Source organism: Natronococcus occultus SP4, from assembly GCF_000328685.1.
Classification (GTDB): Archaea; Halobacteriota; Halobacteria; order Halobacteriales; family Natrialbaceae; genus Natronococcus; species Natronococcus occultus.
This window is the reverse complement of sequence record NC_019974.1, coordinates 3,471,513-3,492,080: the sequence shown is the minus strand read 5'-3', so window position 1 is coordinate 3,492,080 and position 20,568 is coordinate 3,471,513. Positions and strand designations below refer to the sequence as shown.

The 20,568-nt window shown below is 55.1% G+C and carries 18 protein-coding genes and 1 pseudogene; 7 read left to right on the top strand and 12 right to left on the bottom strand.

The features are described 5' to 3' along the window. Positions 1-113: 113 nt before the first annotated feature. From NATOC_RS17015 to NATOC_RS16995, 5 genes are all read right to left on the bottom strand, one after another. The gene (locus NATOC_RS17015; RefSeq protein WP_015322716.1) at positions 114-1,094 is read right to left on the bottom strand and encodes an NAD-dependent epimerase/dehydratase family protein; all 981 of its coding nucleotides are present in this window, start codon (positions 1,092-1,094) and stop codon (positions 114-116) included. Next, positions 1,091-2,104 (bottom strand): sugar phosphate nucleotidyltransferase, encoded by a 1,014-nt coding sequence (locus NATOC_RS17010; RefSeq protein WP_049888957.1) that lies wholly within the window; start codon positions 2,102-2,104, stop codon positions 1,091-1,093. Before NATOC_RS17010 ends, NATOC_RS17015 begins: the two co-directional genes overlap by 4 nt. 693 nt (positions 2,105-2,797) lie before the next feature. Then, positions 2,798-3,637, bottom strand: a complete 840-nt coding sequence (locus NATOC_RS17005) for a glycosyltransferase (protein WP_245549662.1) — start codon at positions 3,635-3,637, stop codon at positions 2,798-2,800. Positions 3,638-3,764: 127 nt separating this feature from the next. Then, the gene (locus NATOC_RS17000; RefSeq protein WP_015322713.1) at positions 3,765-4,727 is read right to left on the bottom strand and encodes a glycosyltransferase family 2 protein; all 963 of its coding nucleotides are present in this window, start codon (positions 4,725-4,727) and stop codon (positions 3,765-3,767) included. 313 nt (positions 4,728-5,040) lie between these two features. Further along, entirely contained in the window at positions 5,041-5,964 is a 924-nt protein-coding gene (locus NATOC_RS16995; protein WP_015322712.1) for a glycoside hydrolase family 16 protein, read from the bottom strand. Between the two features lie 263 nt (positions 5,965-6,227). On the opposite strand from NATOC_RS16995, the gene NATOC_RS16990 reads away from it, so the two are divergent. Beyond that, on the top strand, positions 6,228-7,340 hold the full coding sequence (locus NATOC_RS16990) for a DUF5305 domain-containing protein (RefSeq protein WP_015322711.1): 1,113 nt from the start codon (positions 6,228-6,230) through the stop codon (positions 7,338-7,340). A 24-nt stretch (positions 7,341-7,364) separates the two neighbouring features. Here the strand turns inward: NATOC_RS16990 and NATOC_RS23320 are convergent, their stop codons facing one another. Then, entirely contained in the window at positions 7,365-8,285 is a 921-nt protein-coding gene (locus NATOC_RS23320; RefSeq protein ID WP_394296448.1) for an O-antigen ligase family protein, read from the bottom strand. Between the two features lie 617 nt (positions 8,286-8,902). Beyond that, complete coding sequence (locus NATOC_RS16985; RefSeq protein ID WP_015322709.1) at positions 8,903-10,051, bottom strand: glycosyltransferase; 1,149 nt, start codon at positions 10,049-10,051, stop codon at positions 8,903-8,905. A 120-nt stretch (positions 10,052-10,171) separates the two neighbouring features. On the opposite strand from NATOC_RS16985, the gene NATOC_RS16980 reads away from it, so the two are divergent. After that, positions 10,172-11,272 carry a glycosyltransferase family 2 protein gene (locus tag NATOC_RS16980; protein WP_083866613.1) on the top strand — a complete coding sequence of 367 codons (1,101 nt, stop codon included), beginning with the start codon at positions 10,172-10,174 and terminating at the stop codon, positions 11,270-11,272. A gap of 34 nt (positions 11,273-11,306) precedes the next feature. Here the strand turns inward: NATOC_RS16980 and NATOC_RS22485 are convergent, their stop codons facing one another. Further along, complete coding sequence (locus NATOC_RS22485) at positions 11,307-11,456, bottom strand: hypothetical protein (RefSeq protein ID WP_169330920.1); 150 nt, start codon at positions 11,454-11,456, stop codon at positions 11,307-11,309. Positions 11,457-11,464: 8 nt separating this feature from the next. Continuing rightward, positions 11,465-12,071, bottom strand: a pseudogene (locus NATOC_RS16975) (ISH3 family transposase); the annotation flags it as partial. Between the two features lie 8 nt (positions 12,072-12,079). Here NATOC_RS16975 and NATOC_RS21300 point away from each other — a divergent pair. Further along, positions 12,080-12,715: an IS6 family transposase gene (locus NATOC_RS21300; RefSeq protein WP_015322707.1), complete on the top strand. Its 636-nt coding sequence runs from the start codon at positions 12,080-12,082 to the stop codon at positions 12,713-12,715. Between the two features lie 196 nt (positions 12,716-12,911). Next, positions 12,912-14,723 carry an ABC transporter ATP-binding protein gene (locus NATOC_RS16970; protein ID WP_015322706.1) on the top strand — a complete coding sequence of 604 codons (1,812 nt, stop codon included), beginning with the start codon at positions 12,912-12,914 and terminating at the stop codon, positions 14,721-14,723. Between the two features lie 5 nt (positions 14,724-14,728). Here the strand turns inward: NATOC_RS16970 and NATOC_RS16965 are convergent, their stop codons facing one another. Next, on the bottom strand, positions 14,729-15,166 hold the full coding sequence (locus NATOC_RS16965; RefSeq protein ID WP_049888826.1) for a hypothetical protein: 438 nt from the start codon (positions 15,164-15,166) through the stop codon (positions 14,729-14,731). A gap of 85 nt (positions 15,167-15,251) precedes the next feature. Beyond that, entirely contained in the window at positions 15,252-16,010 is a 759-nt protein-coding gene (locus tag NATOC_RS16960; protein WP_015322704.1) for an ABC transporter ATP-binding protein, read from the bottom strand. 569 nt (positions 16,011-16,579) lie between these two features. Between NATOC_RS16960 and NATOC_RS16955 the strand changes: the two genes are divergently transcribed. Then, entirely contained in the window at positions 16,580-17,416 is an 837-nt protein-coding gene (locus NATOC_RS16955) for a MarR family winged helix-turn-helix transcriptional regulator (RefSeq protein WP_217255549.1), read from the top strand. 160 nt (positions 17,417-17,576) lie between these two features. Here the strand turns inward: NATOC_RS16955 and NATOC_RS23315 are convergent, their stop codons facing one another. Continuing rightward, positions 17,577-17,915 carry a glycosyltransferase gene (locus tag NATOC_RS23315; protein ID WP_394296447.1) on the bottom strand — a complete coding sequence of 113 codons (339 nt, stop codon included), beginning with the start codon at positions 17,913-17,915 and terminating at the stop codon, positions 17,577-17,579. A 489-nt stretch (positions 17,916-18,404) separates the two neighbouring features. On the opposite strand from NATOC_RS23315, the gene NATOC_RS21290 reads away from it, so the two are divergent. Both NATOC_RS21290 and NATOC_RS16945 read left to right on the top strand, forming a co-directional pair. Further along, positions 18,405-18,617, top strand: a complete 213-nt coding sequence (locus NATOC_RS21290) for an HVO_A0556 family zinc finger protein (RefSeq protein ID WP_015322702.1) — start codon at positions 18,405-18,407, stop codon at positions 18,615-18,617. 478 nt (positions 18,618-19,095) lie between these two features. Beyond that, positions 19,096-20,238, top strand: coding sequence for a MarR family transcriptional regulator (locus tag NATOC_RS16945; RefSeq protein WP_157224647.1), 1,143 nt, complete (start codon positions 19,096-19,098; stop codon positions 20,236-20,238). Positions 20,239-20,568: the final 330 nt, after the last annotated feature.

Genomic DNA, 20,568 nt, shown 5'->3' with positions numbered 1-20,568 from the left:
CCCCGGCTGCTCGTGGTTGGCTCTGGCTGCTCGTGGTTAACTCCAGTAGTTCTCGTCAGTCGCACGTCGATCGGGGTCGACGAACCGGAATGGATGTACCAGGTCATCGATCGTCACTGGTTCGTCTCGACGGTGAGCGTTCTGAAGTAGTCGATCGTTCGTCGAAGGCCGACTTCGAGATCGGTCATCGCCTCCCAGCCAAGCAGCCGTTTCGCCTTCTCGACGTTTGGTCGACGGACGCTGGGGTCGTTGGCGGGCTGAGGCCGGTGGGTGATCTCCGACGGCGAGTCGACGTGGTCGATGACGATCTCTGCGAGGCGATAAATTGTCATCTCTCGTTCACTTCCCAGGTTGATCGCCTCTCCCGTGGCGCCGGGGGCGGCTGCGACTCGTCGTATTCCGTCGACAAGATCGGTCACGTAACAGAAACTGCGGGTCTGTCTGCCGTCACCGTACACCGTCAGCTCCTTTCCCTCGAGCGCTTGTGTGATGAACGTCGGCACGACGCGTCCGTCGTCGACCCGCATCCGTGGTCCGTAGGTGTTGAACACACGAATCGTGCGAACGTCGACGTCGTGCTGGGTCTCGTACGCGGCGCCGAGCGCTTCGGCGAACCGTTTGCTCTCGTCATACGGCGCCCGCGGCCCGCGCGGGTTCACGTTCCCGTAGTAGCCCTCGTGTTGTGGATGTACTTTGGGATCACCGTACACTTCGCTTGAGGAGGCGAGGACGACCGTCGCGTCGTGTTCACAAGCAAGGTCAAAGACGTGCTTGCTCCCGACGCTGTTCGTCAACGCGATTTCGATGGGATGCGAGCCGAAGTCTGCGGGACTCGCTCGCGACGCTAAGTTGTAGATGTAATCGACGGTGTCGAACTCGGGAAGCGGCTCACGGACGTCGTGATCAAGTGGCGTGAACTGCTCCCTGTTGTCGTGACGCGCGACGTTTCGTCTGCGCCCGCTTCCGTAGTTGTCCAGCGACGTCACCCGGTAGCCGTCGTCGAGGAGCGAGTCGACGAGGTGACTCCCGACGAACCCCGCCCCACCGGTGACGACAGCGTGGTCGCGTAGTTTCGATGGGTTCTCTCCGCTCATTGTGAGATCGAGATCGAGCTGTTGTCGCCGATGTTCAGGCTGTTCGGCTCGCCCTCGACGGTGCTGTTGTCGCCGAGGAGACTCTCCGTGAGCGTGGCGTCCCGGAGCGTCGTGTTGCGCCCGACGATGCAGTCGCGGACGATGCTGTTGATGATCGTCGCACCGTCGTCGATGCTGACGTACGGACCGATGACGCTCTCGTTGATCGTCACGTTTGTGCCGACGTCAACGGGTTCGATGATCACGTTTCCCTCGGACGTCTCGGAAGCGCCGGTTCCCATCTGCTCTAAGGTGATGCGGTTGGCCTCGAGGAGCGTCTTCGGCCGGCCACAGTCGTACCAGTCGTCGACCTTGAACATCCCCAGCACGCTCCCCTGACTAACCATCAAGTTCAGCGCGTCCGTGAGCTGGTACTCGCCGCCAGCCCCTCGACGATTCTTCTCGAGCAAATGTTCCAGGCTATCGAAGAGGTGGCCCGTGTCTTCGATGACGTAGACGCCGCTGATCGCGAGATCGGACGGCGGATCGACCGGCTTCTCGACGAGTTCGGTGATGCGTCCGTTTTCGACGCTCGCAATGCCGTACCGATGTGGCTCGGTGACGCGCTTCAGCCCGATACTTCCGTCGACGTTGCTGAGCGCGTCGTGGGCCTCCAGAAACGTTCGGTACCCGTTCTGAAAGAGCATGTCGCCGAGGGCGATCACAGCGCTGTCGCCCCGTACTGCCGACTCCGCCTGATAGATGCTGTGGCCGAGTCCCTGGGGGGATTCCTGCTCGACGAATGTCAGTTCGAAGCGATCGCTATAGTTCTCCTGGGCGTACTCGATGACCTGATTCTGCATCGGCCCCCCGACGACGACGACGATCTCGTCGACCTTCGTCGCTCGAAAGTTCGTGAGGATGTGTCCGAGAATCGGTTTCCCTGCCAGACGCACCATCGGCTTCGGCTTGGTGTGCGTGTGCGGGTACAGTCGAGTTCCGTTCCCCGCAGTCGGTACGATTGCTTTCATCATTCCTCGTCTTCCACCGCGTTCAGCTACCTAAAGCTATCACACCCTTGACTGAACTGTATAATTCAGTGATATTACATTCTGATATTATATGGGTGTTATCTGCTCCGAAGAAGTGGCGTTTCACAGGAAAGACGACATTCACCGTGAATCACGGCGGTTCAAGGCCCCTCGATAGGTCGCAGTGGCTGTGAGACACGACTGTCGATCATCGTCTCCGACGTCATACCTTTTTCACCGACTCAATTCCGGATTTCCTGGCGTCGTTTTAGTCACCGTCCGGCGCTGCCAGCCGATTACCATCGGCCTCCTCCTGGCCTCCGACGACTGATTTCGTCTCTCACTGTATCGGACCGCTGGCCGGACGACGGTTCGCCCTTCTCCGAGGCTGCAGTCGGCCCGCCGCCTCCTCGTGACCGCACGCCTCGCGCCAGTCAGCACGGTTCGGCGTCCGGAGTAGTTCCTTCTCGACGACACGGGCGCCCGCCGGAGGCGAAGATTGTTACAAACCAAGCAGGCCCCGTCTTCCGCTGCTGGTCGTCGGCTGGACGCGACGCATTCGGTGGACACGATGTATTGCTAAAGTACTGTGCTGGATGGAAACAATGCGAAGCCGCGAACGATGCGCCGGTTCCAAACACTGCGCGGGCTGCAACCAGGCGGGGTGAGCGCTCGCCGTACGGCGTTTCCGACTCACCGAAGAAAACGGCTGTAGAGGAGCCTTCGCGCCCCGTTTGGAAGGAGTCGAAGCGGAATCCGAAGTCCGACGTTCAGCAAAAACACGCGAGGTGGAATGAACCCCCGCTCGAGAAACTCCTTCTGCAATCGAAACTCCGTTCTCGCGTACCCGATCCCTCCCCGACGTCTGTACATCTCCGCCCCGGCGCGCATATAGACGAGCACGGCGGGTACGTTCCGCAACACGTTTCCCCGTTCTAACAGCCGCACCCAGAGCTCGTAGTCGCCGACTCCTGGAATGGTTCGGTAGCCGCCTGCAGCTTGCACCTGAGATTTTTTGTACATCACTGTTGGGTGGTTTATCGGGCTCCGAAACCGCGCAAACCGTTCGATTTCGGCGGGCGCCGTCGGCACCGTTCGCACGTGAGAGACCTGGTCGGGATCGTCGACGAACTCACCGACGTAGCCGCCAACGACATCGACGTCTGGTTGCCTTCTGAACACCTCGAGTTGTCGCTCGAAACGTGTCTCGCTGGAGACGTCGTCGGCGTCCATACGAGCCACGAGCTCGTGGTCACAGCGTTCGAGTCCAACGTTCAACGCGTTTTCTAACCCTCGATTCTCCTCGAGCTGGACGACATCGACCGTCTCTGGATGCTCGCTGGACCAGCCATGGATCGTCTCGTCGACTCGAGTTGGCACGGGTCCGTCTACGACGACTACCATCTGATCGGGTGGTGTCGTCTGACTGATCGTGCTTTCGAGCGCGTCGTCCACCTGCGAGGCGTCGTTCTTCTCGTATACCGGTATGAGTACGGAAAACTGCGTGGGGCGTGGCCCGTCCCGAGCGTTCATCATCCGCCTCTACCGCTCACAATCGTATTAAACCCCGACTCACACAAACCAGATAATACGATATTAAATAGATACCATTAATATATTATAATAAGTACATGATGTTATTATAACACAAGTGATTTAATCACTCTTCCGCATACCCTGCCGTCAAACGGCTCCCGATCCGGCTGTCGAATTGGTCGAGAAGTAGCTCGTCGATATACCCTCGTAACCGCCACTGATACGTGGTGTTGTCACGCAAGATGGCACCTCCGAGCTGGCGCCACACGGGAGGTCCAAACTCCGGCTTGATGAGCAGGCGCATGAGTGAACGTCGGTATGTTTCAGGGAAATTCTGGCGTCGAAACCGCAAACTGTTCCGTCCGTACCAGTACGATACCCGATCTCTCTCCCCCTGCGAGGCGCTCAGGTGGTACACGAGTGCGTCGGGGTGGTAGACGATCGTTTCCCCGCGCTTCCACAGTTTTGCCATCACGTCTAGCTCCTCGAACTGGGGATGCCCACGGTAGGATGGATCGAAGCCGCCTACCTCCTCAAGCACATCCACCTCGAACGACATATTGGCGCCGATGAGGAAGTCCGTCTCGACAGGGGTCGGCGGGATCCACTTGTACGTGATCTGTCTGTGCTCTCCGAACCGGTTCAGGTGATTTTGATTCGTCGGCGACTGCACGACGGGGTGTTGGAACGTTAGCTCTTCGTCCGTGGTGGGGGCCGGCCCACCGACGGCAACTGCGGACGTGCTCCACTCGTAGCCACGTTCGATCCCCTCCAGCCACGTTTCGTGTGGGATGACGTCGTCGTCGACGAAACAGATCACGTCCCCGTTCGCAATCCTGATCGCGTCGTTTCGTCCTCCTTGAAGGCTCGTGTCGGTCGATCTCGGGTGATGATGAAGCGCGATCGACGTTCGATCGAAGCGTTTCGTCTGCGATTCGACGAGTTCTCTCGTCGCGTCGTTGGCACCGTTGTTGACGACGATCACTTCGTCGGGATTGGAGCGCTGACGTAGTAAGTGGCTCAACAGACGATCGACGTGGTCGGGGCGATCGTACGTGACCACTGCAACTGTCGTTTTCATTTCCATCTAGCGTCAACGTTCGCGCTCCCGGACGTGCTCCGACGATCGGTATAAAGGCCGTTCATTAGCCATTACCACTTTCATAAATTTTGAATACTGCGGAAAACCCACTGGTCGTTAATCCATCCTTAGTACTGCAGCAGAACTCTGAGCGGATTCACGACGAGACGACTCGAGCGTGTGGCTGGCTCTTCAGCGGCGCCAACGCCATCGAAAAGTGGTGTCAGCTTATCGTGACGGTTTCCATCGTGGAGTCGCCGCCACCTCGCCGTCGCGCCGCCATCCTCCTCGATCTGGCGTATCTAATTATGTTTCTTCCCTAGGCCGAGTCACCTTCCTCCCAGACTCGGACCCAGTCGATCTCCCATGTGTAGGGGTAGTCGTCATGTTGGGCGGGATCACCCCACTCATCGCTGAGCTGTGTCGAGAGCATCAGGTAGAAGGGAGCACCGTAATTCAGCTCCCGACGGTTCGGATCAACGCTGTGCCCGTCGGTCACCGTCAGAAAATGGTCGTTGTCGACGTAGAAGTCAGTCCGATCCTCCTGCCAGTGAGCGCCGTAGACGACAAAATTCTCTCGAGGGTCGTCGTCGTGGTCGTACGGTCCGGACGCAGAGTTGAGCTCACTCTCGTAGTCAACGGTGTCGGTCAGGTCCCGTTCCCCCCAGTGAATTGCTGCCTTCGTCCGGTAAGGTTCGGTGAAGTGTTCCACGATATCGATTTCTGGGGGAAACTCGCCGTCGTCCGGCATACACCAGAACGCCGGGAGAATCCCTTCGACGATTTCGGGGAGTCGGATCCTGGCCTCGAAGTAGCCCTGCCTCTGGGAGAACGTGCTTTTCGTGTTCACGCCACCAGCGTACCAGTGATACGGCAGATACTCGTGCTCGTACGGACCGTCGGCCTCGTCGTAATCGGCCTGGAGCACGAGGCGGTCGATCCGGCCGTCGACCCAGACGTCGTCGTCGCGGACGTACTCCCAGCTTCCGAGTCCGGGATGTGTGCGCCCCCAACCGTAGCCGACGTTCCAGACGGATGTATCGAGTTCGCGCTGATCGAACTCGTCGTTGAAGGTGAGTTGCCAGTTCGTATCCGAGACACCCTCGTCGACTTCGTTCGATCCAAACTCGTCGTTCGAGTCACCCTCGGCCGGCTTCTCTTGGAACCGAGGCTGATCTCCACACCCAACGCATGCGATAGAACAGACAGTACAGACTGACTGGAAAAATACGCGACGATTCATGCGGATGGATTCTGAAACTGAGAGAAATAATCCTTCTGATTAGCATCTTATTTCCACGTACGTAACTACGGTTCGTGCGTATTTCTCGAGGGAAAAGAACTGATTACATACTGGGATGTGCTCGATCGATTGGGGCAAGACCGATGATACTGATACATAATTAGCTATTTACCGCTCTCTTCTCACGCCCAGGATCTACTCGGTTGTGAATTGATTGCTAAGGTGTGGATAACAAAGTATCAGTTCATACCCAAGGGTAAGAGATGAGTCAGAGACGTTATGGTGGTTCTGTCTATCGGCTTATTGATAATTGGTTCCCTCTCGTTGTTGCACTTCTCGTTTTGTTCATTTTACTCGGGAGCTGGGCCACGTATATTACGTATTCGGCTGCTGCCCAATCCGTAGACGGTTCAACCGAGTTCCAACACGGCGCAACTGTTCAGGAGGAAAATCCTATATACTCCAACGGAACGGAGTTGAGTAACGAGACAACCTACTTTACGTCGATAACTCCCGAGCTCGAGGGGGAGTTCGCGGCCACCTATAAAACGAATAGCGTGGATGAAGTGACGATTGAGACAGATATTTGGCTCCTCGTTCGGTGGATCCCGATCGATGACGCGGCAAGCGACCAAGATGAATACTGGCGTTCACTGTATCAGCTCGAGGAGACGACTGAAACCGTAAGCTCCGGCGAGACGGATCGCGTCGAGTTCACCGTCGATGTTGCCCAAGAACGAGACCGCTTGGAGTCATATAACGAGGACCACGGGTGGGTCCCCGGACAGCCTGAGTTAACCGTGATAGCCCGAACCGATGTCACCGACCCGAATACTGACGATTCTACTCTCGAATCTGATCAAAATAACATGACAATCACGCTCACCGATGATATCTACACGGTCGAAGACGGTGGGCCGACAGGTCTCGCCACGCTCGTTACTCCCGGGGCGGTGAATACGGCTCAGTTATTCGGTTCGATCGCGTTTACAGTCGCCAGTTTCGTGGCGCTTGTAGGGCTGGTTATCGCTCGGTACCACGGGTCACTCGCACCATCCGAAAGCAAGGCGTCTCAGAGTGATTTCGAGTACGACTGGAAGACTTTCGAAGAGTGGATATCGCAAGGAAGTGTGCCGGATAACCAACTGGACGGAACAGCGGTTCATATAGCATCGCTGGAAGATCTCGTGGATGTAGCGATAGATAGCAATCGCCGGGTACTCGCAGATCCCGAACGCCAGTCGTTTTACGTACTTATTGGGGAAACATACTACGAGTACACGCCCGAACGGCATACCGATGAGACGGACGATAGAGAACTGTCGGAACGCGTCGAACAACCTAGTGAGGCTAACGACGGCCAGTCTCCGAACTGAGAGACGAAGCAATCTTGATCCTGTTTACCGCTCTCGTCTCACTCGTCGTCCGTAACGTCGTCGAGACCGCCGGTTGGTTCGTCGTTTCGGTTTCGGTTTCGCCACATACCTAGCGGACGTAGGGTCCGGGCGAACTAACGTACGCGACGAAGAGCGACTCGACATCGAACCGTTCGTATTAAGTCCGGTATCACTATCATCACATCGCATTATCGGTCGTCGATTTCGATGTTCCTGTCGATAGGTTCGTCGCAGATGAAGATGGTCCGCTACGAGATAACCGAAGACGACCGTCATAACGATTGAAACGATGGTCGGTTCAAACATCATATTGTCTTCAAATAGCTGGTTGATAGCGAATCCAGCACCAATTGCCACGAAAGGGACGTCGATCCGTTTAGCGGTGACGTGTCTTAGAAACACCCACCCCGTTAGAACGAGATACGATAACCCTCCGAATATCCCGAGATGGAGGGTCATCCTGAGATACGAGTTGTGGGGACCAAATTCCTGCAGTGCCGGATCGTCCACGAAGGTGTTGATCATCTCACTCGCGTCACCCAACCCATAACCAACGATAGGTCGCTCCGCAATTGCGTGCATAGTCGCCGTCCAGAGCTGGACCCGGCCGGTGAACGTAACGTGAATCCCGAACTGGTTAAGCGACGGGAGAAGTATGAGTACGGAGACGATAGTGATCGCTAATAGACCGAGCGTAGCCCGGAGATAGGTTTGTCCACCTCGCGTGTAGACGATGTAGATGGCGAGAGCGACGACGGCCGAAAGCACGCTAGCACGACTACCTGTAGCGAGCAATCCAACTGCGCATATCCCCGTAAATACACCGTATGCTCTTCGATCGGTTCGAACAGACAGCACGAACGAGGCGATCGTTCCCGCAAATAGGATCTGAGCTAACGTATTGGGGTTGTTCGTGAGCGACATCAACGGGTAGATTTCGGACCCGATGATGGGAACATTCATCTGATAAGGCCAGAGTAGCGTCTCCGGCGCGACACGAATAGTAACCGCGACGTGGATAATTCCGCCGAGACTGACGAGCACTACCGCGATACCCGCTAGAACTCGCAGGAATGATTCCGGTGAGATAACCCGTGGAATATACACGAAGCTGAACAGGACTAGTAGCGGAATTATCAGGCCTGAAATAGCGTTCGTGATCGTACTATAGTTGCCAAGCGCGACGTGGAACGTATATAATGCGGTGACAACGAAGAGACACACCAGACAAGTTAGGGGTACCGCTCGTATCCCTTCTATCAAGGAGCGGAGAATTCCCCGTCTATTATGCCAATGGAGGGCGGTGAAGACACCGAAGATTACGTAGCCCAGGATGACGACGATCGATCCGATTGTACTCGAGACAAGTATCGAATGAGGTAGTATCGAACAGAAAAGAAGGATTGAGAAAGCGACAAGCAACGGAAGCCCCATAGCATGGCTGTCGAGGTAACCGGCATAGTTATTAATCGCTTACAACAGAAGAGGTGTCCCAGAGGGTGCCCATTTGAGACGGTTGAGGCACATGATGCATTGTCGTTTCAGAGGAGAGGTATTCTCGGTTGGATCGTACCGTCCCTGTTAGTTTGTCCATGTATTAGCGACTCAAGTTCGTCGACGATGGTGCGATCCGAGAAATCCTGAGCCCGTTCCCGTAACACGTGTGTCTTGATCGGATCATCCAATACTGTTAGAATCGCTTCGGCTAGCTCCTCGGAGTCACCAACGGGGACGAGTGGACCGTATTCTCCACCGTCGAGTATCTCCGCCGGTCCGCTCTTACACTCGGTCGACACGACAGGCGTTCCACACGCCATCGCCTCCGCGAGAACGTTTCCGAACCCCTCGTGGACGGAGGAGAGAACGAATACGTCCGCTTGTGCCATGTACGCGTACTGATTGGGGACGAATCCTGGCAACGATACCCGATCGGAGATTCCCAGTTCGTCCGCGAGCTCGAGAAGTGCTTCCCGTTGCTCTCCTTTACCGAGGATAATCAATCGAGCGTTGCGATCGCGAAGGACTCGCCGAAACGCCCGAATCAGCGTGCAAAAGTCTTTCTGGGGAACCATCCGTCCCGCCCCAAGGATCACGGGAACCGACCCGTTCGAGAGCCAGGGATGGTCAACAGGTTGGCCCGCCTTCTGAACGAGGTTATCGGTAACGACAGGATTGTAGACGACGCGAATATCGTCCGGATCGGTTCCGATGATTTTTGCAGTGTCTTGCGCAACACCCTCGGAGACTGCGACAATTTCGTCGGAAAAGCGATAAAATACCATCATCAGGTACGGGATCAGCCGATGTCTTCGTTTGTCGTAGTCTCGTGCCATATAGGTAGTCATATTCTCGACTCGTACCACGGTTGTCGGAGACGTATTGGACAGGATCTTCGCCCAGATTGCTACCAGGTTGGCGCCGTTCATCGATGCGATGAGGCCGTCGGGATCGATCTTTCGAAGGTGTCGAGCGAGTTTTGGTAAGCTTGCCACAAGATACGGGCTTTCGAAATCGATCACGGTCACTCCGTCGGGGATCTCGGATGCTAGGTCGCCCTCCGCCCTCGAAACGACCAGGTAAACGTCATATCCCCTCGCGGATAGTGCGCTAGCGAGGGTAACCATCACTAGTTCGGCACCGCCACCTTGCAACGTCGGAACGAACAGCGAAACGCGGGGTTGTGAAGACATCGATGGATCCGTAGGGGCAAGCGTGAGGACTTTAGTATTGACTGCAAACAGCGACCATCGGCGACTCACCGCTCCATTTCACCTGTAGTTTTAATGTAGGAGACGTGGCCGTAGGATTACATGGCTGTGAGCGCTGTCGTTCCAACATACAACCGCGAAGCCGTAATAGAACGGACAGTACGGAGTTTGATGCGACAATCGAAGAGGGTCGATGAAATAATTGTCGTCGACGATGCTTCTACTGACGACACGGAAAAAGTCATTGCCAAATTGGATAGTGAACGACTCAAGTACGTCCGCCACGCGGAAAATAAGGGGGTTTCCGCGGCCCGAAACACCGGCATCGATTGTGCGACCGGCGACGTGATTTTGTTCGTCGATTCCGACGATGAGTTGCGTCCATCGGCCGTGGAAACGCTCTACGAGACGCTCACACGCACACAACCGAGTTGTGCTGGCGTATTTTCACACTACGAGGAACAAAATACGGAGGGAAAGACGATCAAAATTTGGGACGTCGCATCGGGAGTGATAACGAACGACGACCTCTCGAGATTTCTGGCAATTCCCACTATGAGCGGGTCCATGATTCGATCGTCCGTTCTCGAGACGGTTGGCGGGTTCGACGAACGACTGGCTCTATCGGAGGACGCCGATCTCGCATACCGAATCACCGAGACAGCAGATCTGTACGTCGTCGATGAAATTCTGCTCAACAAATATACGGATAGCGAAAACCAACTCACCAATTACGATGGTGGGAGGAACGATCGGTTGATACCCGTGAGCGAAAATATATTTTTAGAAAAGCATGGGGAGGATCTGGATACGATTTATCGAATGAAGCGACGTATCGACGCCGGGTTCGCCGCACTGAGAAGTAGCGGTGTCGAGGCAGCGAAACAACACATCAACACGGCGTTTACGTACGCCGCTACCGATTCAGAACGGGCGTACGCGTTTCATTATATAGGAAGGTACTACGCTCACACCGGCGACGCGAAAACCGCCAGCCGATACTTCAAACGTAGTCTCCAATACGATTACTTCCAACTATCTGCGTACGTATATCTACTCGTGGCGTTATTTGGGACGAGTTTCTGGGCGCTAGTAAGACGATTCAAGCATCGGGCACAGATCCACTGGTATCGGCACCGTCACCGTTCGGAACGTGATTCCCGTAGAAATCGACGGTTTTCATCCCTATCCGAACGTCGGTGAGAGTGTTCTGTGAAATCCCTGAATACTCAGTCGATCACATCGAGAGACTCACGATCTCCTCCAGTAGGCACTGATTCTGTGTCTGCGATGCCTGGATAGCCTTCGGAACGATGGTGATGGTGAGCTCTGGCGTCGGTCGGTCGCTGTCGGCGGCGATCCGCCGCCGACGCGACAGTGTCGCCACTCACGATTGTCGCCCCACTTCACGACTTGGCATCGCGTATGCGTAGTTGTGCGCGTGCAGCAGTTCCAGACAGTCGCTGTTGTAGAAACCGCGGTCGGGGAGTTCAAGGAACTCACCGAGGACATCGCTGGTCGTTTCTCCGTCGACGAGTTGGCGAACCGCCAGCGTATATCTCTTGTTACGCACCCGCGCATACAGCGTGACGTAGGCGTGGAACGTAGTGGTTCCTCGTTTCGCCTGCGAGAAGTACAGCGCCTCTGTCTTATCCTCGCCACCATAGTAGGGATCGAGGTGGAGGTCGGCGGCGGCCTCCACCGGTCGATCCGGCAGGGTCTCAAGGACATCTCGTTGGAGCGGCGTGTTTCCAACCGTCTCAACAGTGTCAAGATCGAACTGATCGGTGAAGTGTCCACGGACAGTATTGGCGTGGGCGAGTCCTCGGCCGTTTCGCAGACGTGATTGATCGAGGTCCTCGCCGGCGCTGGCGCCGGCGAGGACCTCGTACAACCCATCGGAGGTGACCTTTACGCTCTTACCAAGATCAATTGGGAGTTCGTCCCCGAGGCTATGGTGGTGTTCAGATAAGGTTGAAGGAGTGAGGCGTGACGTTTTCAAAGTGTTCTATGCCAGAAAACGCACGCCTCAGTCCTAGTATCGGCCAGCTCGACTTGGATTTTGTGGAGCGAGAGGCAACACTGCGGCTGTTGATGAAGCTCAGTATTCAGCTCCATCTTGCTGGCCTCTCGCTTTCGAATACTGTTAGAGTTCTCGATATTTTCGGTGTTGAACGAGCTCGATCGACTGTTCATAACTGGGTCCACAAAGCCAATCTACAGCCAAAATCTGGTCAGAACCCGGATCACGTCGCGGTCGATGAAACCGTGATCCGACTCAACGGCGAGCAGTACTGGCTGTACGCAGCGGTCGATCCCGAATCGAACGAGTTACTTCATACAGATCTTGAACCGACGAGAACCAAAGTGATCGCTAGTTCGTTTTTCTCAGAGTTGCGTGAGAAACACGGCGTCGTCGACGTCGTGTTTCTCGTTGACGGCGACAAAGCACTGAACTACGCGTGCCAACGACACGACCTCGATTTCAGATACGAACGCCACGGAAATCGGAACAGCGTCGAACGTATCTTTTGGGAGGTAAAACGACGAACATCTTCGTTTTCAAATTGCTTTAGCAACGCTGACGCGGAAACGGCTGATGAGTGGCTCAGATCGTTCGCCTTTGCGTGGAATCAGCTTATCTGAACACGATGGTTCCCGCTCACATAAGAGCTTAGTAAGGTGTAATAGCCCTCGAGTTAGTCAGGCACCCTCGAGTCACAACCAGCCTGGGTAACAAATGATTCCAAAGACACCATCAGACCGGCGTCACTGTCCAAGAAATGATTTCCCATCGTGTTTATGACCCACATTTATCCCTCCGCTCGAGGCCTCTGTTATCATGTCCGACGCCAACGATATCGAAGTGGACCTCTCGTTTCGTGAGAAGGTTCGGGCCCTCTACCGCGTTGCGCTATTTCGGCCGTGGTTTGCAACTGGACTCGTTCTATTGGCAGTCACCACTGCGGTGCTCGAAGGAATTGGATTGGCGTTCATCGATCCCATCATACAGACATCACAATCTGAGACGTCTGCGGAGGGAACGAGTAGCCTCTTACAACTATTTCTCACCGTCTACGATACGTTGGGAATTCCGTTCACGCTCGGATACCTCGTAACAGGCGTCGCATTCGTGATGACGGTACGATACACCCTCTCGTTTCTGGTTGGCTGGTTTCAGGCGGCCATCGAGACGCAGTACGTCAGATATTTACAAGAGGAGGCGTTCACGAACGCACTCGATGCCCGCGTGGCGTATTTCGACGACGAGGGATCCGATGACATCCTCAACGCAATCGTCACCCAGGCGGAGTACGCCGGGATGGTAATCAGGTACGCTATCGACAGCATCGAGCAAGGGCTCCTGTCGCTCATGTACCTCGTGATCGCATTCTATATCGCTCCCGTTTTGACCCTTATAACGGTTGGGTTTCTCGGCTTCGTGACGTTCGCATACAGAAACATCCTCGACGTCGGGTATTCCATCGGCGATAAAGTCGCTGACGCCAAGGAGAGAATTCAATCGAACGCTCAGGCGGGGACCCAGGGCATCAAAGACGTAAAACTGTTCGGTATGGTCGACGAGCTTCGATCCGGGTTTGGTACGTCAGTCGATCAGTTCGAGCGGTCGCGAATTCAACTACTTCGAAACGTGTCCGCTATCACTAACTTTTATCAGCTCATGACCGCGATCACTGTTTTCGTTCTCATTTACTTCGCGCTGACCTTCTCTGCGATGTCCGTGGGCGAACTGGGCGTGTTCCTGTTTGCGATGTTCAAACTCGGCCCCAAGCTGAGCGAGTTAAATACGCATATCTATCGGATCGAGGGGGAACTTCCACACCTCGTCAGAACACAGGAGTTCATCGAAGAACTGCAACAAAACCGAGAGCAGGTCGAAGGGACGAGAGCGGTTCCGGAGTCCGTAGAACGGTTCGCATTTGACGACGTAGAGTTCAGTTACGACTCATCCAAGGAAACCGTGCTCCGGGGCATCTCGTTCGAGATCGGTCACGGTAACTTCGCCGCGTTCGTCGGCCCCTCGGGAGCGGGGAAGTCGACGATCGCCTCGCTCTTCGCTCGGATGTACGAACCCGATCGCGGTAAAATAACCGCAAACGGGATACCCATCGACGAGTTCAATATCCGCGAGTGGCGCTCTCGAGTATCCATCGTGAGACAGGATCCGCATCTGTTTAACACAACTCTCCGACAAAACATCACAATTGGTGATCGTGAGGCCACGCAGGAGGAAATCGAAACGGTCGCCGAAATCGCCAAGGTTTCGGAGTTTCTGGATACACTTCCGGATGGATATGATACAATTCTCGGCGATCAAGGGGTGAAGCTCTCGGGTGGCCAACGCCAGCGCGTCGCGATTGCGCGAGCACTATTGAAAGATTCTGATCTGTTGATACTCGACGAAGCGACGAGCGATTTAGACACGTCGCTCGAAAAGGAAGTCCACCACGGAATCGAAGCGATGGATCGGGATTATACGATGCTCGTGATCGCCCATCGGTTATCGACGGTGACAAACGCGGATCAAATTTACACGATGAAAGACGGCGAGATCGTGGAGGTGGGATCCCATACCGAACTCATCCAGCGATCCGGAAAGTACGCCCAGTTGTACTCGCTCCAGTCGACCTAACTCTCTTACCAGTCCCACTCTCGTTCGAGGATGGCGACGGATCCGACGAACGAACGGGAACGGATCCCGGCGATCGGAGGCCCACCGTTGCCTGGAACCACGCCGATTGCGAGGACGTAAACCGGTTCGTCGCTGGCGGGCGCTCGAACCCTGACGACATCGACGAGGACGGGCATCGCGTGTTCGACGTCCTCGTGTGATTCGAGTTCGTTCGTCCGCTCGTGGACGTCGCCGAGTCGGGGCCCTTCGACGTCGACGACCGCCGATAGCGACGATCCCTCTTCCGGGACGATACGGTAGTCAGCTTCGTCGGTCTCGACATCCTGTTGGTCGGCGAGCTCGAGCGAGATTCCGGTGACGACAATTAGCAGAGTGATCGCAAGCGCGACGACACCGATCGTTGCAAGAACCTGTCGAGGCGTCGCGCGCCACGCCCGCCACACTAGTCGCCCGACGGCGAACCTGGCAATAGCTATCCAGCGAGCGAGCGCGTTCCGCGACGATGGTTGGTCCGTAATTTCGTCGGCGTCACTGCCCATCGTCGACCACCCGTCCGTCGCGGAGTTCGACGACGCGATCGGTGACCGCTAGGGCGTGTTCGTCGTGCGACGCTAGTACCACCGTTCGGCCTCCGGCCACATCCGTCAGCACCTCGAGCACGCGACAGCCCGTCTCCGTATCCAGCTCACCGGTCGGTTCGTCGGCGAGCACGACAGCCGGATCGGTCGCGAGCGCCCGCGCGATCGCGACGCGCTGTTGCTCTCCGCCGCTGAGTTTCCCTGGCTGATGTGTCTCACGATCGCCTAATCCGACCCGCTCGAGGAGTTCGGACGCCCGTTTCCGGCGCTCGCGTTTCGAGAGACCGAACTGTACGAGCGGGACCGCAACGTTCGCCCTAGCGGACAGGGAGGGAAGGAGATGAAAGCGCTGAAAGACGAATCCGACGTGGTCGCGTCGGATCCGTGCTCGTTCGCGTCTCGAGCGGTCCGTAAGCGAGGTTTCATTCAGTTCGATCGTCCCCTGAGTCGGCACGATCAATCCGGCCATCGCGTGCAACAGCGTGGATTTGCCGCTGCCGCTCGGACCGGCCAGGCTGATGACGTCGCCTGACTGGACCTCAAGCGAAACGTCACGGAGCGCCACCACCGTTCTCTGATCGCCCCTCGAGCGCCACGGAAGAACGCCGAAGCTACTCGTACCGCTTCGCCCCCCGTACTCGTGGGAAACGTCCTTACAGGTGACCGTCGGTCGGCTTGTGGCGGCCTGAGCCGGTCCCTTCTCATCCATCACTCTCGTACTCAACCGTCAAGTAAGATGTTGAAACTGAGGGTTGCTCTTCTGCCGTACACAGCTTGTTATCGGCCGATAGCATTTGAAGAGAACATTTTCTAGTGAGGCGTTTTGAGCGAGCGTGATCACGCTCAAGTAACGAGTCCTCTTCGCGGAGTAAGAATCGAGAGAACCTAGGATGACTAAGAGGGCAATAGTGGATACTCGGCGCTGGGAGAGCCGCCAATTAGCCATCTAATTCTCCCAGAACTAGTGACTAGGTCCACTCATACGAGATTGCTTTATATCGAGTTACTGCTCGAACTTCGAATCATCGGTGAAGTATCCGGACTGAGTGTGATTACGTTCTCACTGAAAAACGTATAAGGCCGCCGTTCTGGTAGCAGGGTGTGTATTTCAACAACTGCACGGGTAATTGGACTATGAGGATAACAGGGGCGGTTAAGATTAACACAAATGGCAAAACGGCTGTGTCGCACTCCTTCACACGGAAACCCTCGCCGCACGGAACAGCAACCTGACGCAGAATGAAGAGATTCACTGACGACACTACGACCACGACGATCGTGAAGCGCGTTCTCGGTAGGGATGGGGAGGAAAGCGAAGAAGATGACGTCGCTGGAGAAACGGGTGTCGACGAGCGAACGGAGGAGAAATCCGACTCATCGACGACCGGCGACATGGAAACGAGCGAGGGAACAAGAGCGGATGAACTCGCCGCAGACACTCTCCCCCCCAGTACCACCGATCACAGCCTTGATTCAAATACCATGAATGTTTTTGACGATCCAGCTGATAGCGTTCTCGAGACGAATACCGAAACCGAGCACGACTCGCGACACAACCCACCTCCGGACCTTGCATCGGCTGATCTGACCGAAAAGCAACTGGAGACGCTCCGCGAAATTCGCGACCAGCCGACCGCAACACAAGCGGACCTTGCGGACGAACTCGGCGTCACCAGCGCGACGATCAATCAGCGCCTGAACTCGATTGACGGATTCGACTGGGTCGAACGGCGTGCTTTCACTGAGGCACTTTTTAACCAGCGTGAAGCAATCAGCGGTAGCCTTGGAGAGGAGAAAACGAATATCGTCAACAGTGCTGTTGAGTCAGTGGCTGATACCACCACAACCATGCCAGAATCAAACGATAGCAATTCGGACGGTGAAAAAGTAAACACTGACCTAGACAACCAGTACTGCGAAGAGTTAACCGATCAGGTTCACGAACTGACCGAGCATGTCCAGGCGGTTGAACGACAGCTCGAAACGCAATCGACGGCATCTGATTCCATCCTAACCGATCCCGAACTCGCACATAAAGTCCTTCATGCCTGCTTCACATCAGACCAGATTTCCAAAGAAGAAGAATTACGTATTTTGGAGAGCTTCACTCAATAGACTGTTCCGGAATCTATCCTACCGTGACCCCGAACGCTCGTCGATTATTTTTGCCCTGAAACATGAAAGCAAAGGTGCCCGAACAGCCGTGATTCGGATCCGCGGCTGCCTTTTCACTCCTCACGTTCCTTTATTGTCACCTCTCCCAGTCGGTGTTCGTTTAGCTCGATTCGGTCCGTCCTCCATGGAATAACTCACAGTGGTCTAACAGGTGGCGCGGAAGGAGGAACTGCTCGCGGGCAGTTTCACGCCCATTACGTCCTAATCGGCAGCGTTGGCCATCAGAAAAGAGTTGTTCAAGGTGGTCCGCAATAGTATCGACATCAAGGGGAGATACGAGATGACCTTTGGTACTGTCCTCAAGATGGAGGGGGATGCCACCGGTGCGCGAGCCGAGGACGGGTGTCCGTTTCCGGAGTGCTTCGGACACGACGAGGCCGCAACCGTTCCTGAGCGACTTCTGGAGAACGATATCGGACTCGCGTTGCGAGAGGTTGATCGTCGTATCTGGTTCGCTTGTCAGCAGATGGATATTGAGGACGTCAGCGAGTGATCGAAGCCGGTCGAGCTGCTCGTCGCTCTCGATTTCTGCGTACTCGGACAGTAGCGGGCGGGAGGTACATGTGTTACGTTCACCGCCGTAACTGTCGACCGGTGATCAAATAGCCGTATCCAAGAACATAATCGAGTCGAAGTGGGATTTCGATACCGATTTTGTTTAGACGGTTTCTCGAACGCAATTTCTTTCTCGGAGATCTCGACGATCAAATCTTCGGTCTGCGGTTCTATCGTTTGTCGGTTCTGCGGGGCCCATAGTTCGAAAGCGGATCCACGGTGTTTCGCTAGTACTAGCGCTCGATAACACCGTGTACATGCCTATCCTAGTGCGGCCCGTTTCTCAAAAACGCGGAGAAAGAGAGGTTAGCGGTTCGAACGTACGGGTCGTTCGCCTCAAATTTTATATTGCTCGTTGGTGCAGTCGACTGATATGCTCGACCGACAGTCTTCGCGGCGTATGACACAGCTAGTACTTGCTAACCTCGAGGAGGACCGCTGTCACTACTGTAACGGCGGAGCACTCGAGGTAGCGGCCTACAAAGGAAACATCGCGATCGTCTGTGACATGTGTGAAACGCCGATGGCACAGTTTTGGGATAGAACTCACGCTGCCGTCGAAGACACCGATACCAATAGCGGATAGCTGACATGGTACAGAAGATGTTGGGTTCGTCGGTTCGCATCTCAAAATAGGGGATATTGTCACGGTTGCCGACCACCAGTTATCCGATCACAGAGATCGGCTTCCGCCGACTGTCTGGAAGATTCTTGGACGAAACGGCGATCAACTCGGTCGTCACGTCCGGTCTGGACGTCGTGCTCTCTCTCTCAGTTTGTTGATGATGGACAGTCAGAATCCGAAAGCTTGGCTGTCGAAGGTCAACTGCGCCGGTTTCGAACAACGAATTAGGTAGTCTGCCGGGATCGGTGAAGTCACAGTTGGTAATACGGTTCCCACCTCGAAGGAGTTCGATGAGACAGCATCAGATTTCCAATTATATACACACGAATGTAATAGCCGAACCGAATTTAACGAATGTAATTGTTCGATCGTTGGGAAAATTATAACCACTAGGGAGTCAACTGCTGGAATGACCAGTTACCATAACTGGGGGGTGGAAATGAGTAACTCGACGACGTCTGTCAAAAATCCTCATCAAGAAAAAGCGAGAGTGCCACGGGCGGTAATCCACAAGAAAATCCTCGATGCCGCGGAGTCGCGTCCGGATGCTTCGATAGAAGCGATTGCAGAGGACGTGAACGGCGCAACCACCCAAATGGTTGAACGGGTTCTCGAGGAGTACGGCGATCCAGCGACTCCCTCTGGTGAAAGCGAAGGTGGTGAGGAGGAGGACACGGATTTGACAACCAGCAAAACGAATAGCGAACCCAAAAATCCGGATACAGAAGAGATCACCGACGATAACGAGGCGGAGACGGATTGCAGACTCGAAGACGGTAACGAAGAGACAGCAGATAGCGAACCCGATACTGGTATCGAGATGCCGGCCGAAAAGGGGGAGGAAGACGGAGGGGATCAACGATCGGAAACGATGGAGCCAGTGAGAAACGGGCACGAATCGCAAGCAACGTCATCACTCACAGCGTCGGAACTCACCGAAAAGCAACTGGAGACACTCCGTGAAATCTACAGACGGCCGAGCGCGACGCAAGCCGAACTCGGCGATACGCTCGGCGTCACGAGTGCAACGATCAACCAGCGGGTGAATACGATCGCTGGGTTCGATTGGACAAACCGACAACATATAGTCGGCGAATTATTCGAGAACGAGGCCACGAACGACGATGAAACCACTGAAGCGGATCGGAGTGTCGATTCGGACTCTGATGCACGCTGCGACAGTTCTATCGAGAGCAGTAAGAACGCGGATACGAGTAGTGAAAGTGTAAATTCACGCGAGGAACAACCGAAAGCGGAGAGCGATGCGGTTCGTTCCCGAGCTAGTAGTACCGAGGGTTCAACCCGTGACCGGGAACACGAAAGAGAAGATCACGTTCTCACCGGAACTTCGTCTCGAGTCACTGCAGATTCGCTCGAAGAACTTGAGGAACTCGAAACCCGAATAACAGTATTGGCGGACCAAGTCGAGATGCTAACGGACCGATCTGCGGAGCATTCGTTATCCTCTCTTAGTCCCGAACTGATACACAAAATCGTCCACGCTTGTCTCACTGCTGAGCACATCTCTCAAGAAGAGGAACTCCGTATCCTGAGGAGTCTAGTGGCTACTGGCTCGGAGTAGTAGCCAGTTCTTCACTAGTAGCGTAATAGACGATACTAACTAACAGCTGGGCAGCGACGCATCTCAAGCTGACTCGACCTCCCATGGAGAGTTAATCAAAAATATATATTTGACCACTTACTATGGCATTAAATGCCATATTTGTCGGTGGAACCGTCGAACCGGGGTCAGTATTCTCGAGTTGCAGGCATCGGTTAGCAGGTCGGATTCCACCGATTCGAACGACCTCTTAGAAGTGATTTGATTCATGAGCTGTTCGGACGAGACACGACCGCGAGTGGGTCGGGACGTCGCCGATATTTCGGGTGTGTGATTTCGCTCAACAACCAA